This window comes from Anaerobacterium chartisolvens (assembly GCF_003337415.1).
GTDB classification, from domain to species: domain Bacteria; phylum Bacillota; class Clostridia; order Acetivibrionales; family DSM-27016; genus Anaerobacterium; species Anaerobacterium chartisolvens.
In genome coordinates, this window is sequence record NZ_QPJT01000001.1 from 151,131 (window position 1) to 168,014 (window position 16,884).

Here is a 16,884-nt window from a genome sequence, read left to right on the forward strand (position 1 = left end):
CGAAGTATTGACTACATTGATATACGATATACAAGCAAAGTAAATACCTGTTGCTTCATGCTGTCACAGTAGTAGTATGTCGTCATTCCCCTTCCGTCGGCTTTGGACGCTAAATTTCCCCGGAAATCATATGTGTATCGTCTGGTGCTTACATCCGGGTCGGTAGCCTTAGCAAGCCTTCCGTTACCGTTATATTTATAGGCTGTGGTATTTCCGTAAGAATATAAAAGAGCCGCAAGGGAAAGCATTGTAAATACCCCCCTTGCGGCTGCTTGAACCATCAAAACCAGTGCTTTTTACTCCCTGCACTTTTCACAGCGCCCAAAAAATTTAACACTATGGTTTTCAACGGTAAAATGCTTTTTTACATATATTTGATCTTCCAACTCCTCCAGCAAATCGTCCTCCATATCGATCACTGCTCCGCAAAAGAATTTTTCAGCACGTTAACCTCAATCACCCATAATAAAATCTATAAAGCCCTTAATAAAATCCATTGGGGCATGGTGCAAATAAATAAAGTTAAACTCTCTCATAATACGCACATGATGTATGGGAATAATTACAAGAGTCTCCGCCTCTACCTCCTTACTTACGGCCTCTTTGGAGATTATAGTGTATCCTAAGTTTGCCTCTACAAGAGATTTTATGGCACCAATGCTTCCAACCTCCATATATGTTTTGACATCTGAAGGCTTGTATCCCATTTCAACCAGCTTATTTTCAAATATTACTCGTGTTCCCGAGCCCTTTTCCCTCAAAATAAGCTTTCCGCTGTGAATTATGTCGTGCATTTCAACTCCGGGTCTTTTTACAAAGCTGCTTAGCGGTGCGGCAACAAGCACAAGCTCGTCGTCCTTCAGCTTGATATGATTAAACCTGCTCTTGTCAAACGGCCCTTCGACAATCCCTAAATCAATTTCTCCACTTATTAATTTGTTGACAATGTCCTCGGAATTGTTAACCTGCATAATAATGTCTATATTATTGTAAAGCCTTTTGTGCTTCCCCAACAAATGCGGAAGCACAAATTCCCCAATAGTAAGTGTGGCTCCTATATTATAGCGTTTTATCATAGAACCCTTATTTTTTAGCCTTCTCTCCAGCAGCATTGCATTGGCATTGGAATTCTTTGCGTATTGCAGCAAAAGCTCTCCCTCCTCCGTCAATGAAAGCTGCTTTCCCTTTTTTCTTATAAGCTTTACCCGATAAAATTCCTCTATCTGCTTTATGTGCTGTGTAACGGCAGGCTGTGTAAGATTCAGCATTTCTGCCGCCCTTGTGAAGCTCCCCAGCCTTGCCACATTTATAAATGTAATAAGCTTTGAATCTATCATGTTGTCCCTCTTATATCTATAAATTTTTCTTATGCTTTAATAATAAATCATAATTTGATTTTATGGTATGTGCATATTAAAATAATTATGTTATTTTTATAATTTCTTCTGGGGGCGTTTATATGATATGGCTTAAAACAAACATTCCGGGTATTTTTATATGCTTTGCGGCAGCACTGGCATCAGCCTGGCTGGGAAAAGAGTTGCCTCTGATAGGAGGGCCTGTATTCGGCATTATCATAGGCATTATAATAAACAATACCCTTAGAATGCCTGCATGGTTCCCGCAAGGGATTAAATTTACTTCAAAGAGAATCCTTCAATTGGCAATTATTTTTCTGGGTGCTGGACTCAGCCTGTTTCAGGTGTGGGAAACCGGGCTTGAATCCCTTCCCGTAATGCTGTTTACTCTGCTTTTGGCCTTTGTTTCAGCATTCATCTGCGGAAAAATCATGAAGGTGCCGTACAAGCTTACATGGCTTATAGGAACAGGTACTGCTATATGCGGCGGCTCAGCCATTGCTGCTGTTTCCCCCATAATTGAAGCGGAAGAGTCAGATATCGCGTATTCAATATCAGTAATTTTTTTGTTTAATATCATTGCAGTGCTTGTATTTCCACCATTGGGACATCTTCTGGGCTTTTCCGAGAAGGCGTTCGGCTTATGGGCGGGAACCGCCATAAATGATACCTCATCGGTAGTAGCGGCAGGCTACGCCTTCAGCACAGCCGCAGGAGATTACGCAACCATTGTAAAGCTTGCAAGAACAACAATGATAATACCCATATCCCTGATTTTCGCCACTGTCATGTCCGTCAAAAGAAAAAAGCATACGTCAGAGGGCGGCAGCGTCAATTACAGTCTGACAAAAATCTTTCCGTGGTTTATTCTCGGTTTTCTCGCGGCATCACTTATGAATACGCTGAATATAATAAGTGCAAATACCGCATCATATTTATCTGAGCTGGGCAAATTTCTTATTGTAATGGCATTGACGGCTGTCGGGCTGAGCGCAGATATTAAAAAAATGCTTAAAAGCGGCGTTAAGCCTTTGCTCTTAGGTCTGATTACATGGCTTACGGTGGCATTTGCAAGTATAGCTATACAATTTATTACAGGAAAAATATAATATGTGAGGGGAGCCCCCGCTTCCTGAGCACCCGCTATACAGCCTGTATCGCACCCATAGGACAATACCTCACGCACTTTTTGCACTTTATGCATTTGTCTTCATCTATAGTGGGAGCAGCAAAGCCCTTTTGAATAATGGCTCCCGCCGGGCATACCCTTATGGATGGACATACATGATTTTCGGGGCATCTTTTTTTCTCTACAATTATCTGCATAAAAAATCCTCCTTATTATTTATAGGTTTTAATCAATATTCAAAGCCCTCTTAGGGCACGCCTCCACGCATACTCCGCATTTTAAGCAGTCGGCATTCGTAACCCTTTCTTTTTCCTTATAGCAAAGCACATCAATACCCACGGGACACTTTTTATTGCACATTTTGCAGCCCACACATTTTCCCTTGTTAAACGATACATGCCTTATTGCTGATTTCACCCTCTCCGTCCGGGCTGCATAATGAGCCATGGTACCCATAGGGCAAATCATGCACCACGCTCTATGGTTATATGCCACACCAAGCACAACGGCAAGAGCTGTGGTTATTATTATCATTCGTATAAAAACCTGACTTACGGCCAAAGCATTTCCCCATGCAACAGCAAGCTGTATTGCAAATGCACTCATAAGCACCACCAGAAATAAATTCCTGAACCATGCTGTCTTTAAAAAATTCGGCATACGGTTTTTCAGGCTCAACCGGGATAATATAACATCATTGAAGCTCCCTCTGGGGCAAAAATTTCCACACCACATTCTTCCCTTAAAAAATGCCAATGCTACAGGCGCCAGCATACATATCAGTGCGGCAATACCTATAAAGGGATATATCAAGCCTATTATGCAGTATGCCAAAAGCAACAGCCACGCCCATTGGTGAATAAATTTCTTAAACCCTTTCATTACAAACAATCCCCCAAACCATATATTTACATATTCTTATTAATATATAAACATTATATGCGGCATACTTATATTTGTCAATCTTAATATTCAAATATTACGATATATTTTAAAAAAATAAATGGTGCCTATTCTTATTTAATATAAGAATGGCACCGTTTATATCAGCTGCGCTGTATCCTCATTACTCTCATTGCATTTAAAATGGCTATAACCGCCACCCCCACATCTCCGAACACAGCCTCCCACATTGTAGCTATGCCCATGGCTCCTAAGACAAGTATAATTCCTTTGACTCCCAGTGCAAAAATAATGTTTTGCCATACAATACTGCGCGTATGCCGGGCAATTTTTATGGCTGACGCGATCTTGGACGGCTCATCCGTCATAAGCACTATATCCGCGGCCTCAATAGCCGCATCGGAGCCCAATCCTCCCATAGCGATTCCTATGTCGGCACGAGCCAGCACAGGAGCGTCATTAATTCCATCTCCGACAAAAGCAAGCTTTTTACCGGGCTGCTTCCTGCCCTCAATCAATTCAAGCTTCTCAACCTTTTGGTGCGGAAGGAGCTCGGAATATACCTCATCTAAGCCTATTTCCTTTCCGACTCGTTCCCCGACAGCCTTACTGTCACCTGTAAGCATGATCAAGTTTTTTACTCCTGAGCTTCTTAGCTGTGAGACAGCCTTGCTGCTGTCCGGCTTTATTTCATCAGATATTATTATAACCCCCGAATAACTGCCATTTACCGCTACATGCACCGCGGTGCCTATGTCGTCAAATTCACGGCATATAATGCCATTGTCCCTCATAAGACGAGCATTTCCTGCAAGAACTGACTTATCCCTTACCTTTACCTTTATGCCACGCCCTGAAATTTCTTGATATTCCGAAACAAGACTCTTATCTATTTCCTTTTCATATGCCTTCTGAATTGAAAGGGCAATAGGATGATTGGAATAGCTTTCGGCATATGCGGCGTATTCAACAAGCCTCTTTTCGTCCATTCCTTCCGACGGGATAACCTGTGTGACCTTGAAAATACCCTTTGTAAGGGTTCCCGTCTTGTCAAATACAACAGTATCTACATTATTCAGCGCTTCCAAATAGCTGCTTCCCTTTATAAGTATTCCATTTCTTGAGGCTCCCCCTATGCCTCCGAAAAAGCTTAAGGGTATAGATACTACAAGCGCACACGGACAGGATACCACCAGAAAAACAAGCGCTCTGTTTATCCATTCGGAAAAAACAGCTCCGGGGATAACAAGCGGAGGAATAACTGCCAGAGCAACAGCGGCAAACACAACAAAGGGGGTGTAATACCTGGCAAACTTTGTTATAAAGTTTTCGGTCGGAGCCTTCTTGCTGCTGGCCTTCTGAACCATTTCAAGAATTTTGGAAACAGTGGATTCCCCAAACTCCTTCGACACCTCAACAGTAAGCACTCCACTCTTGTTAATTGAACCTGAAAGCACCTCGCTTCCTTCCTCCACATCTCTAGGCGCCGACTCCCCCGTTAAAGCGGAAGTATCCAGAGTAGATTTGCCGTCAATAACCTTTCCGTCGAGAGGTATTTTCTCTCCGGGTTTAATTATGATAATATCTCCTATTCCCACCTCTTCGGGCGAAACCCTTCTTACCTCATTTCCAATCTTTAAGCTGGCAAAATCAGGACGTATGTCCATCAGCGCCATAATAGACTTCCTTGAGCGGTTTACAGCCATGCCTTGAAAAAATTCACCTATCTGGTAAAACAGCATGACAGCAACTCCCTCGGGAAATTCACCTATTGCGAAGGCTCCTATAGTGGCTATGCTCATTAAAAAGTTTTCGTCAAACACCTGACCCCTCGAAATGTTTTTAGCAGCTCTAAAAACAACCTCCCCTCCCACAAGCAGGTAGCTTGTCAGAAACAGCCCTAATTCCAGCGGGAAAGAAAATTCAAACGAAAAGGCTATAATGAAAATTAAAGCTCCCGCGGCAAAGGCGATTCTTTTTATAAGCTCCTTCCTGCCGTCATCAGAGCTCTGCTTTAACGCCTTAGGCGTACCCGATATTTCAATGCCCGGCTCTATACGCGCGGCTGCCTCTACGGCCTGCCGGGCGATAGCAGCTAAATCACGGCTGTTTATAACATCTATGGTGAGCTTCTGAGATACAAAGTCCAAAACAGCCTCCTTAACACCCTCAATCCCGGCAACCTCTCTTTCTATTTTAGCGGCACAGTCAGCACAATCCAGCCCTGAGAAGTACAGCACCTTCCTTCCCGGTACCGCAATTGCCTTTTCCTTTACATTTATATCAGGCTCACGGTTTTTTATAATATGTCCCGTTTGCGTCATAATACTGTTTAAGTCAGCATTATCCGCTATTTTCATTGAAAGCGTTTTTGAAATAAAATCTATGGAAGCAGCCTCTACTCCCTCCAATTTATTTACATCCTGCTCAATTTTAGCAGCACAGTTCCCGCAGCAGAGTCCTTCCAGTATCAGTTCCTTTTTTATTACAGCCTCCATATTGCCCCCCCTCCTTTTAAAGCCACTACTTGACAATACTTATTCCCTGCTCTTTCCCCCTAAAGTCGAGGGTGAACAGGCATCTGCATCATGTCCATATATGAACTATTGAATACTTGTTCATATGTTATACTATTATTATATGCACGGCATATAAATATGTCAACTAAAAAGTAATTTAGAATATATTTTTATTAGGAAAGTAATAATATGAAAGCTTCTCTTGTTTATGTGCTATGCAGCATGCTCTAGCTGCTTTTCGTTTGTGACGCGGCCGACTTTGCCGGTTTTTCTGCAAAACCGGCCGCGGTAGAATAATATGTAGCATCTTATCCTTATATTCCGTTTATAGTTACTCCTATATCCACAGGCTTCCCGAAATAAATTGACGAGGTGGAAATAGAATCAACTCCTGTGGCTGCGTATTCCTGAACATTCCCCTCGTTTATTCCCCCCGTTGCTATAAGAGTAATTAGAGGGTTTATTTCCCTGATTTCCTCTACAATGCTTTTAAGTGATGAGGTACTGAGCTTGTCAAATTGAATTCCGCCCACTCCCGCACTCGCAAGCTGTATTGCGTCTTCCCGGCAATCAACCTCAACAACAACCTTCTTTTCACAGGCTCTGTCCTTAATCGCTTGAATTTTATTTAACAGCCCGCTTAGCCCCCCCATAAAATTTACATGCTGCTTAAAAAGCAATACCGTTTCGGAAAGCCCAAGCCGATGTGGAAGCCCTCCGCCCACAACAACAGCTTTTACGGCAAACTCCTTTGTACCCGGGCACATCTTTCTTGTGGCAACTACCTCAACTTTGGGATTAACGGCTTTTGCTCTGTCAACAAGCCTTTTTGTCCTTGTCGCAATAGCCGAGTAATATTCCAGAATATTCATAGACACCTTCCATGCCATATGCAGGCTATGGGCAGGTCCCTTGGCCCTTATAAATGTTTCTCCGGGGACTACGCTCTCTCCCGAGGGAGTCACCTTAAGAGGTACGATACCAAGCCTGCTGAATATTCTTACTACTTCTTCAGTGCCGCAGATCACCGCGCTGTCTCTCGAAACAAAGCTCATTTCACCCTTTTCTCTGCCAATGTCAAGCACAAGCGTGGTCAAGTCAATATACGGAATATCTTCCTTTATAAATCTCTCAATAGTTTCCTCAGCAATGTAAAACATTCTTAAAATCGCCTCCTACTGACAGTATTCTATATTTATTGAAAGCATATGTCAATAAAAGAACATGCTGTTTATTGAGCTTGTCCATTTTTATACTGCCTGCTCCAGAGATACATCAGCCTTTACTATTTCCAGTGCCTCTTCAACCGAAGCTGAATTATGCACAATAGCAGAAATTGCTTTGCAAAACCCGGAGGGATTTATATGCTGAAAGGTGTTTCGTCCGCACGCAACACCCCTTGCTCCCGCTTCCAGCGCCATGCTTATATTTCTTAAAATAGCTTCTGTATTGCTTGCCTTTTCTCCTCCGGCAACAATTACAGGAATAGAGCATCCCTCAACAACGCTTCTGAAGGAATCGACGCTCCCCGTAAAGCTTACCTTTACCAAATCAGCCCCTAATTCGCAGGCAACTCTGGCCGCCAGCCTGATATTTGTTACATTGTCACTTCGTATATTTTTGCCTCTTGCATACATCATTGCCAAAAGAGGCACACCCCAATCAGAGCATTTTTTGCTGATTGCACCAAAATCACTCAGCATTTTGGCTTCATTGTCCGAGCCCAGGTTTACATGTATCGAAACCCCGTCAGCACCAAGCTGAAGCCCCTCTTCAACGGTACACACAAGCGTCTTGAGATTAGTGTCGGGCGAAATCTCAGTAGAAGCGCTTAAGTGCACAAAAAGGCTTGTATTTCTTTCCAAAGAATAGAACGTTTTAGCTACAATTCCTTTATGTAAAATAAGCCCGTCTACCTCGCCTCCGGAAAAATGCTTAACTGTGTCCCGCATATTTTTTAATCCCTCTATAGGGCCTGATGTTACTCCATGATCCAGAGGCACTAACACCACATTCCCGCTTGCCTCGTTAAAAATACGCTTTAAGCGTATGTATTTCCCTATTGAATTATTCATAGCCGTTTTCCCCTTTTTAAAAGCTGATGCTCATGCCGTTTTTGTAAGAATGCGGGATATATTACGGAAAAATATGTTTTCAAGCTCATCGGGCTTGCAGTCAAGGGCATAAATATTCTGGATAGCCGAACATGCATGATACATTGGAAATTCAGTTCCGAAAATAATGCGCTCAGAGCCAAGTGTTTTTAACGCTTCCTTTATAATTAAAAAGCTTGCATCCGATGTCTCAAAATATATGTTTTGATATTTCCTTCCGTATTCTATCGCCTCCGTATCGGCAGGCCCGAAGCCCATATGTCCTAAAATAAACGTAGTTTTAGGAAATTCCTTCACAAGATGCGCAAACTTTTTTGTGGATGCCGCAGGAGAAAAAACCACATGGGAATAAAACGGAACTCCCAGCTCCCCACACAATTCCGCAAGCTGTAAGACCGTTTCGGAGGTCAGAGAAAACTGATGCACAACCGGAGCCAGCTTGAGCCCTGAAAAATTTTTTTCCCTTACAGCCGTTTCAAACTCTCTTATGCCTTCGTCTCCAAGATGAGGATTCACACAAAAAAGTCCGAAAAACCGTCCCGGATATTTTTTCATTGCTTCCTCTATAATATAATTTGGGGGGTAAATACTCTCACTTTTTTCTTCCCCGGAGATATATCTGGTCATTTTCCTTACATCAATCATTCCCCCAGGAACAATGACTCCTTTATCAATACCTGCTTTCTCATATTGTGAAACCAGTGCGTCTCCACTTCCATAATCCAGATCACAAACATGAGCATGGGCATCAATTATCATAGAAAACCCTCCTCATTTATTTTTTGTCTGCTTATTGATAACACGTATAACCTTACCTCCCAAGTATGGTATTGGCTCTACAAATTTAACCCTTGTGGGAATGCCGCAGCCATATTCAACCTTGTTTGCAATTTTCTCTTCAAGCCCTTTTACATCCTTGTACCTGCTGCTGCAGTTTGTCTCTATCAGGAGATGGTCGTCATATACAATAAGCCTATAGTTATTTCCCACTTCCTCATTGCGCATAAGAAACTCTTCCACATAATATGGAGAATATTGCTTACCGTCAATTGAGATCTGATCTATACTTCTTCCCCTAAGATGTATTTTTTTAAATTTTACGCCGCATTCACACGGAACATCCTCAATATACCCCATGTCCTGAGTAGCATATCTTATAAGAGGAGCCCCCTCGCGCAGAAGAGTTGTCACTACAATCTCTCCAATTTCTCCCGGTTCAAGCGTTTTCCCGGTATTTCTGTCCACTATTTCAACATATACATGTCCTTCGGTGATATGATACCCATCCTTTTCCTCACATTCGATTCCCAGCGGCCCACATTCAAGAGATCCGTAATAACTGTAGGCAGGACACCCCCAAAGCTCCTCGATCCTGTTTCTGAAAGCGTTTGAGCAGCCTTCTCCCGTAATCCACATAATCTTAAGCCGGCATTCCTTTTTAATGTCCATTCCCATCCCCTCCGCCGTCTCGGCAAGGTACATTGCATAGGAAGGACTTGTGAACATAACATTTGCCCTAAGCTCTTTCATAGCCATTAAGGTCTTTTTAGGGTCTGAGTAATATCCCCCCTTGCCCACAGATACAACTCCCGCACGCTTGGCATTTTGCAGAATGCGGTGAAAGGATAGTCCCGCGGAGCTCATCTCGTATGGAAGCGCATTTATTACTACATCTGCGGAATCGATCGGCACAAGCTTTCTCATATCAGGCGCCAAATCCCGGATGTACAAATCATCCAGTGTATACATCATGTAAATAGTTTTGCTCTGCGTTGTCCCCGTGGACAAAAAAAACTGAACTATTTTATCAATTTCTACCGAAAGAATAAGGTAGGGTTCATTCTGCAAATCCTCTTTTTGCACAAAATCAAGAAGCTTGAGCTTTTTCAAGTCATTAAAATTCTCTGTATCAATGCCTGCGGCTTGAATTTTCTTGCGGTAAAAGGCATTGTTTTTATAAACATGCTGCAGTAAATCCCTTACCGCGTCTGTAGTGTATTCCTTTATACGCTTAGAATCCCAATACTCAACCAGTCTGTCCTCACTAAAATGCCTTTTAATAATCTCAGGTATATTGCCTGAACCTGCAAAATAAGTATCCTTAATATCCATTGTAACTGCCCCCATATAACTATTTAGCCTTCTGCGAAAAATTCCTGACATCAGGAAATACCGACCATTATTTATGTGATTGTTATGAAGTAACTAGGTTTGTCATAGCTCTCACACTCTATCAGTGAAGATATATTCTGTATGCCCTCCTTCGGAAAAAGTTTTACTTTTAAGGGAATATCAAGCCCAATTCGGCTCTCAATCTCCTTTAAAATACTTTTATCCTCATGCTTGCCGGCTTCAAGATGGATTTCTATTTCCTCCTTTTTACTTATAATTTTATAAAAGTTCCCCGCAAGCTCCTGAGGTAAAGACATTATTTGTTCCTCAATCTCCCTGTGAGTTATGATTTTTCCTTTGTATACAGCCTTGTTTGAACCTCTCCCATGATGACAAAGCATGGGTGACTTATTGCCGCATCCGCAGCCTTCTCTTAGCTCCGCTATGTCACCCACATCATATCTGAGAAGAGGAAAATTCTCTTTAGACAGAGTTGTAATGTGTAAAAGCCCCTTTCGATTGAAGCCAAGTCGTTCCCTTCTCTCAAAGTCCAATACCTCAAAGCAAAAATGCTTTTCGGAACAATGTAAATTCCCCATTTTACATGAAGCTGCAAGGTTGCCCGTTTCCGTTGTTCCATAAAACTCATAGACAGGCACTCCCCACGCCTCTTCTAAACGCCTCTTTCTTGATTCGCTCATCATCTCTCCTGCAGAGCATATAGCCCTAAGCTTTTTAAACTCCCTTTTGATATCAACGCCTGTCTTTTTAGCGATGTCACTCAAAAGAAACGCCTCATAAGGGAGACAGCATAGAATAGATACCTCAAGCTTGCCGAGTAAATTCAATACTCTTGTATAAGGTGCTATTTTAGTAGCCTTGCTTACAGGAACAACACATGCCCCCTTTCTCTTAACCAATTCTGTGAAAATATGAGCCGGTACAGATATTGAATAAGGAAAACGTATAAGCACTATATCATCTTCATGTATTTCCAGACAGGTTTCTTCCAACTGATTTACATAAGCATTGAAGTCATTTTCCGTAAGCCATGTTGACATAGGTTCTCCAACAGTGCCGGAAGATTCATGATACTCGTATAACAGGGCCTTTGAGACAGTTATCATTTCAAGAGCAGACAGCTTGCGCAAATCCGATTTTAAGGTTATAGGCATACAGACGATATCTTCTTTGCTATTTATAGACACAGCAGGAATTCTTCTTTTATAAAACGGAATTGCTTTCATCCTGGAAATAACACTGTTTAAAGATTCAATCCCCGAAATATTATTTTCTCCCATAGTCTTTCTGTCCTTTTACTATTTATTTAGCCAGAGCTTTTTTTAAGATGGGACATATTTTTAGGAAAGATCAGAAAATAACCTCCGATTTTTTTCATTAAAGCCTTACAGGCTTCCCACCTTTTATTTTCAAGGAATACTAAAATTACAGTTTCACCATTCCTTAACATTAAAGCTTACCCTGTGTCTTTTAGCAGTACAACAAGGTAAGCTTTACAATATCTAAACAGTAAAATCCTACGCATACATTTCAATAATTCAATTACATTTTTATAATACATCCCGGCACTCAAATTCCCCTGTTTAATAATAAAGTAAAACTATCCCCGTTTCCAGCCTCCAAACCAAAAAAGTATAGGCGTTTTTTGTCACATCAATTTAATTTTCTATTTATTTGGCTAGTTATTTTGTTATAATTTTACACACTTTATCGAGTTTTGTCAACAGTATTTGGAATTATACACTTTATTTTTATATGTCTGTCAAAACATACAAAGCATGTGACTCATATCAGCCTTCAAGCATTTCTCCAAGCACTGCTTCAAACCTCTCATCATCCGCCTTTGTGCGCTTTTTAGGACCTGTGGTCCGTCCGCCTCCCCTTCGCACCTTTTGTGAAAGATGCCTCTCAAACAAAAGTCTGTCCATATTGCCTGATGAATAAATCATTCCGTTTTGGTTGATTGCCCTGGCACCCTTTCCCAAAACCATTGCCGCAAGTCCGTAGTCCTGTGTCACTATAATATCATGCATATTTGCCATATTAATAAGCGCAATGTCGGCCGAATCCCTCTGCTTATCCACCACTATTACTTCAGAATACCCGTCGTTTATCTCATGGCTTGTGTCAATAAACATAGCAACCTGTACTTTGCGCTTTTTTGCCAGCCTCACTATAATATGCTTTACAGGACATGCATCGGCATCTACCAGTATCCTCATAATTACGGCCCCCCTCGTTAGTTCCTTAAATCCATATTAGCACCGCAGATGCACGGCAGTCAAGGTAACCCCCCCCCCTGCTCCGCCGCCTTAAAAGTATAAGTGTATTTGATCCACATTGTACGGAGGCTTGTATGTCTTGATATTTTGATAATCTGTGCCGGATGCCGACGCAAATTTCGACAAGGAGAACCTTCTTGCATTTCCCGCTTTTTGACGGCTTAATTGCCTAAACCTGCTATGGTAAAAACGCCAGTATATTTTTATGTATTTTTAGCACTAAATAAAATTTTTCTAAATTTTTTACATTTCAATAGAGGATTTTGTTGCTTTATGAAGAATATTACATAAATAAGGAGCTTTTTTTAAGCAAGGAGATGGTATATACAGAGATATGTTTTTTTTAAATTTATATGCTATTGTTCGGAATAAAATTATTTACTGCATAAACGTCTCAGTAAGCTTCATACTTTCTGTTTTTATGAAGCAATATAAACAATTAACTTCTTACAATGCGGGTATTTACATATGCTCTTTATAAGGTAAAAGATTTAAAAGGCATATGGGATGAGAAAGCCCGTAATTTTTATTCTGATTTTACACAATGCGTCTGCGACAAAACCGTTTGTATTTAGTAATATTATCCCATATTACGTTTTATTAAAGCTGCCATAGGGGAAATCCCTTTATGGATGTATAAAAAAAAGAGCCTGTTATCATATCCGCAGATATTGCGCATAATTGCGGCATAAGGAACTTTGTACTTTTGGACTTCATAGTTTATATAATATCAGAGGTTTAGTATTTTATGCCATTAATGTATATAGCTTTATAAATACAGTATATAGAAAAGGGGGATGTAACTATGAAACTTGCAGGAAAAACTATTAATCATCTGGCCAGCAAAATCTTTTCTATCTTCAAAAAAAATGGTACGCAGGCTATTAGCCTGCGTACAAAGCTGCTGTTGTTCATATTTCTCACAACCTTGTTAATCGTAGCCTCTACAGTGTACACATCATTATACTTTTTCTTTCAATATGTGGACAGGGAATCCCAGCTCCAGTCCGCGGGGGGCGTGGACTCGTTCAGCGCACAAATAAAGGAATACAAAAGCAATTCCCTAAGCTACGCAAACCTTTTTGCCTCCAACCCGGTTATAGCCGCCGCGATAGATGAACGCAACGCAGACAAGCTTGTAAACGAGCTGCAGTCCCAGATAAGAAGAACAGGAATAGATTTTGCAATTATAACGGACGAAATGGGAAATGTGCTGCTAAGAAGCTATTCTCCTTCAAAAAAGGGTGATAATATAAAAGAGCAGCATACTGTAAAGATGGCTCTTCAAGGTATTCCCTATTCCACTATTGAGACAGATGATGTCATAAAGCTTTCGGCAATCGGCAGTGCGGCAATTGTAAGCCAGGGGAAGATTATTGGCACAGTATGTACGGGATACAGGCTTGATCAGGATAAGGTTGTGGATAAAATCAAAAAAATGCAGGGAACAGATGCAACTGTGTTCTTAGGGGATACCCGAGTGGCTACCACTATTATAAAGGATGGAAAACGCATAGTCGGTACGCGCCTGGACAGTCAGATATCCAATTTAGTGCTTAAAAAGAGCCAAAAATTTTCCGGCAAAACTCAAATACTGGGTATGGCTTATTTTGCCTCATATTTGCCTCTGCTGAATACCGAGGGAGAAACAATAGGAATAATTTTTGGAGGAAAGCTTATTGAATCGGCATATTCCACAATAAACCAGTCCACAGCTATTATATTGGTTATGGTACTGGCTATAATGATACTATTTATGGTTGTAATCTCAATATTTATCGGTAAAAGCGTAATAAACCCTTTAAGAATCGCCGTAGACTCACTTGAAATGGTGGCCGACGGCAAATTGAACATAGACATTGATGACAAGAACATACGCAAGGACGAGATAGGCAGGCTTTTGAGATCTCTTAAAACTACAATAGCGGATTTGAGGGCTCTTATAGCGGATATAGCAGGCTTGGGGGAAGCAGTTGCAAAGGCCTCCGAGGAAATGACCTGCTCGTCTCACAAGGTGAATAAGGCATGGGCACAGGTTGCGGATGCTATAGCAGAGCTGGCAAAGGGCGCCAGTGAGCAAGCCGTTTCTACCGAAAAAGGAAACGGCAAAATCATAGGCATTGTATCGGGCCTATCTCAAATTTCCGAGGATATGGAATATTCAAGAGATTTGGCCAATGCCGCCAAGGGTACTGTACAAAGAGGAGAAGCTCTGGTAAAATTCCAAGAGGCTAAAATGGAAGATACAGTTAAAATGTCACAAAATGTTAACACGGCTATTTCAGAGCTTTCAGCAAAATCTGCTCAAATAAGCAAAATACTTTACGTTATAAGGAGCATAGCAGAGCAAACAAACCTCCTGTCGCTGAATGCCTCAATTGAGGCAGCAAGAGCCGGAAACAGCGGAAGGGGCTTTGCCGTAGTGGCGGCAGAAATACGGAAGCTGGCAGAGCAGTCGGGGGAATCTGCAAAAAGAATAGGGCAAATTATTGAAAATGTAAATTCAGGAGTAGAAAATTGCGTAACGGAAATGACCAGGGTTGAGAACGTTGTAAATGAGCAATCCAAGGCCTTGAACGAAACAGTTATGGCCTTTTACGATATTTCTCAAACCTTTGAACACATAAACAACAGAATAGAGACGGTGTCTGAAGCATCAAGCACCCTTAGTGAAAATGCAAAGCAGGCGGGTGACTCAATAGGCGAGATCGCTCAGGTATCCTTGCAGTCAGCAGCCGGAACGCAGGAGGTAGCAGCGGCAAGCGAGGAGCAGGCCGTGATAATGAATCAGATAGAGGAATCCGCCAATGAGCTGGTGCAAATAGCTTCAAAGCTTCAATACAGTATATCGAAGTTTAAGATATAGCAAGCCTAAAAAAAGCTGTCCGGCACATTTTGCCGGACAGCTTTTTTACTTTTATATCCTAGTACACAAATACCATTTTGCCTATCCGTGCCTTTACAGGCTTTGACCACAGCCATTTATTTGTGGTACTGTCATCGAAGTAAAATAACGCTCCGTTTGAAGGATCTCTTCCCTGCAATGCTTCTTTAGCAGCATTTATGGAGGACTGAGAAGCAGGCTTGTTAATCCACCCGTTTTCAACAGGAGTAAACTGCCAGTACCCTGCTGCCTTTTGGTATATAACACTTCTTATGGAGTCGGGGAAGTTTTTATCCTTAACTCTGTTAAGAACAACCGCAGCCACCGCTACCTTAGACTCATAAGGCTCTCCGTCTGCCTCAGCCGTCGCAAGTCTGGATAAGAGATCCAGCTCCTCTGAGGTATAAGCCATGACTGCTTCGGTCTTTGCCTCATTGGCCTGCAGGGCAGCCGCACTGCTTGTGCCTGCTGCGGGAACAGCCAGTATTTGTCCCGGATAAATATAGTCATCCCACTTATTATTTGCCTTTCTCAAAGAACTTAAAGGTATTTCATATCTTTTTGAAATAAGATAGAGGCTGTCGCCGCTTTTTACGGTATATGCCTGTCCGGGCACATCCAAAACCTGTCCGGGGCGTATTTCGGTGCTTGAAAGATTATTTGTTTTAATGAGGTCTTGCGTGGTAGAACCGAAAAGGCTTGCTATTGTGTAAAGAGAATCACCCTTTACCACATTGTAATTTGCCGCATGGGCAAATCCTGGAATCAATAAAGACAGCGAAACCGCAATCAATCCAACTCCAGCCTTGCTTTTTGCAAGGGCTGCCGCCCTTTTTAAATTGAACATAAGCTCCTCCTTATTAGCCTCCGAGGTTAGCTGACGGGTTCGGGTAGAGGTACCCTAAGCTATTCATTTTAAATAAGCAGCTATTCACCCCACATTTATCATCCCCCGTACTCTTTAAGCAACAGTCTTTGAAGCCTGTATTAAACGCATTTTCCGCTGCCAAGAGATTCGGCTTTATTTTATGTCAACCATTCTAACATGCTTTCCAGAAATATTCCAGTTGTAATTTCTGGAATGAAGAAATAGGGTAATCCTTCTCGTTATATTCAAGATAGAATTGTTCGGTTAAAAATATGTAATTCATTATTCTTTGAGCCCCCAGTGGCAAAAATAAAACTAGCCCCTTTTATAAAAGGGGCTATCATCTTCTCAGTAAGCCTTTTTTATTTTACCCTGCTCGTAGCTCTACGAGCAAATCATATATTACACTTCTATTATATAATTTTATTTAAAAAAGTAAACTTTTTTTTATACAAGAACTATACTTTATAAATTGCAGGGGATACAATCACATCCCTTACTTACATATTTGCCAACAGTTATTCAAACCTTTATTAATAAAATTATTTGCTAATTTTATCCATTCTATAGCAAATAATTGTAATAATACACGTAATTGTTACTATAATAAATGCCACTCCAACTGCAGGTACCTTAAAAATTACATAGTTAACTCCCGACAGAATAACACAGATAATAGCCATTAATATCGAGA

14 protein-coding genes and 1 riboswitch are annotated in these 16,884 nt (G+C 41.4%); of the genes, 2 read left to right on the forward strand and 12 right to left on the reverse strand.

Annotated elements, in window-relative coordinates; genetic code table 11:
- Window positions 1–11: 11 nt before the first annotated feature.
- Together DFR58_RS00750 and DFR58_RS00755 are read right to left on the reverse strand one after the other, a co-directional pair.
- A complete protein-coding gene (locus tag DFR58_RS00750) occupies window positions 12–284 on the reverse strand; it encodes an RHS repeat domain-containing protein (protein ID WP_147273129.1) in 273 nt (90 codons plus the stop codon).
- A gap of 168 nt (window positions 285–452) precedes the next feature.
- A complete protein-coding gene (locus DFR58_RS00755) occupies window positions 453–1,337 on the reverse strand; it encodes a LysR family transcriptional regulator (RefSeq protein WP_114295898.1) in 885 nt (294 codons plus the stop codon).
- Window positions 1,338–1,459: 122 nt separating this feature from the next.
- On the opposite strand from DFR58_RS00755, the gene DFR58_RS00760 reads away from it, so the two are divergent.
- Window positions 1,460–2,467, forward strand: coding sequence for a YeiH family protein (locus DFR58_RS00760; protein ID WP_114295899.1), 1,008 nt, complete (start codon window positions 1,460–1,462; stop codon window positions 2,465–2,467).
- Between the two features lie 34 nt (window positions 2,468–2,501).
- Here the strand turns inward: DFR58_RS00760 and DFR58_RS00765 are convergent, their stop codons facing one another.
- From DFR58_RS00765 to DFR58_RS00805, 9 genes are all read right to left on the reverse strand, one after another.
- Window positions 2,502–2,684, reverse strand: a complete 183-nt coding sequence (locus tag DFR58_RS00765; RefSeq protein ID WP_114295900.1) for a 4Fe-4S binding protein — start codon at window positions 2,682–2,684, stop codon at window positions 2,502–2,504.
- Window positions 2,685–2,712: 28 nt separating this feature from the next.
- Window positions 2,713–3,369 (reverse strand): 4Fe-4S binding protein, encoded by a 657-nt coding sequence (locus DFR58_RS00770; protein ID WP_114295901.1) that lies wholly within the window; start codon window positions 3,367–3,369, stop codon window positions 2,713–2,715.
- A 164-nt stretch (window positions 3,370–3,533) separates the two neighbouring features.
- The gene (locus DFR58_RS00775; protein WP_114295902.1) at window positions 3,534–5,888 is read right to left on the reverse strand and encodes a heavy metal translocating P-type ATPase; all 2,355 of its coding nucleotides are present in this window, start codon (window positions 5,886–5,888) and stop codon (window positions 3,534–3,536) included.
- A gap of 335 nt (window positions 5,889–6,223) precedes the next feature.
- Window positions 6,224–7,069 (reverse strand): ModD protein, encoded by an 846-nt coding sequence (gene modD / locus DFR58_RS00780; RefSeq protein ID WP_114295903.1) that lies wholly within the window; start codon window positions 7,067–7,069, stop codon window positions 6,224–6,226.
- 90 nt (window positions 7,070–7,159) lie between these two features.
- The gene (locus tag DFR58_RS00785) at window positions 7,160–7,984 is read right to left on the reverse strand and encodes a 2-amino-3,7-dideoxy-D-threo-hept-6-ulosonate synthase (protein ID WP_114295904.1); all 825 of its coding nucleotides are present in this window, start codon (window positions 7,982–7,984) and stop codon (window positions 7,160–7,162) included.
- Window positions 7,985–8,014: 30 nt separating this feature from the next.
- A complete protein-coding gene (locus DFR58_RS00790; RefSeq protein WP_114295905.1) occupies window positions 8,015–8,782 on the reverse strand; it encodes an amidohydrolase family protein in 768 nt (255 codons plus the stop codon).
- Window positions 8,783–8,794: 12 nt separating this feature from the next.
- Window positions 8,795–10,135: a phenylacetate--CoA ligase family protein gene (locus tag DFR58_RS00795; RefSeq protein WP_170137978.1), complete on the reverse strand. Its 1,341-nt coding sequence runs from the start codon at window positions 10,133–10,135 to the stop codon at window positions 8,795–8,797.
- Between the two features lie 71 nt (window positions 10,136–10,206).
- Window positions 10,207–11,436 carry a phenylacetate--CoA ligase family protein gene (locus tag DFR58_RS00800; RefSeq protein WP_114295907.1) on the reverse strand — a complete coding sequence of 410 codons (1,230 nt, stop codon included), beginning with the start codon at window positions 11,434–11,436 and terminating at the stop codon, window positions 10,207–10,209.
- A 510-nt stretch (window positions 11,437–11,946) separates the two neighbouring features.
- Window positions 11,947–12,378: a YaiI/YqxD family protein gene (locus DFR58_RS00805; RefSeq protein WP_114295908.1), complete on the reverse strand. Its 432-nt coding sequence runs from the start codon at window positions 12,376–12,378 to the stop codon at window positions 11,947–11,949.
- 865 nt (window positions 12,379–13,243) lie between these two features.
- On the opposite strand from DFR58_RS00805, the gene DFR58_RS00810 reads away from it, so the two are divergent.
- The gene (locus tag DFR58_RS00810; protein WP_114295909.1) at window positions 13,244–15,304 is read left to right on the forward strand and encodes a methyl-accepting chemotaxis protein; all 2,061 of its coding nucleotides are present in this window, start codon (window positions 13,244–13,246) and stop codon (window positions 15,302–15,304) included.
- Window positions 15,305–15,362: 58 nt separating this feature from the next.
- Here the strand turns inward: DFR58_RS00810 and DFR58_RS00815 are convergent, their stop codons facing one another.
- Complete coding sequence (locus DFR58_RS00815) at window positions 15,363–16,169, reverse strand: cell wall hydrolase (RefSeq protein WP_114295910.1); 807 nt, start codon at window positions 16,167–16,169, stop codon at window positions 15,363–15,365.
- Between the two features lies 1 nt (window position 16,170).
- A riboswitch (cyclic di-AMP (ydaO/yuaA leader) is annotated at window positions 16,171–16,306 on the reverse strand.
- Between the last annotated feature and the right edge of the window lie 578 nt (window positions 16,307–16,884).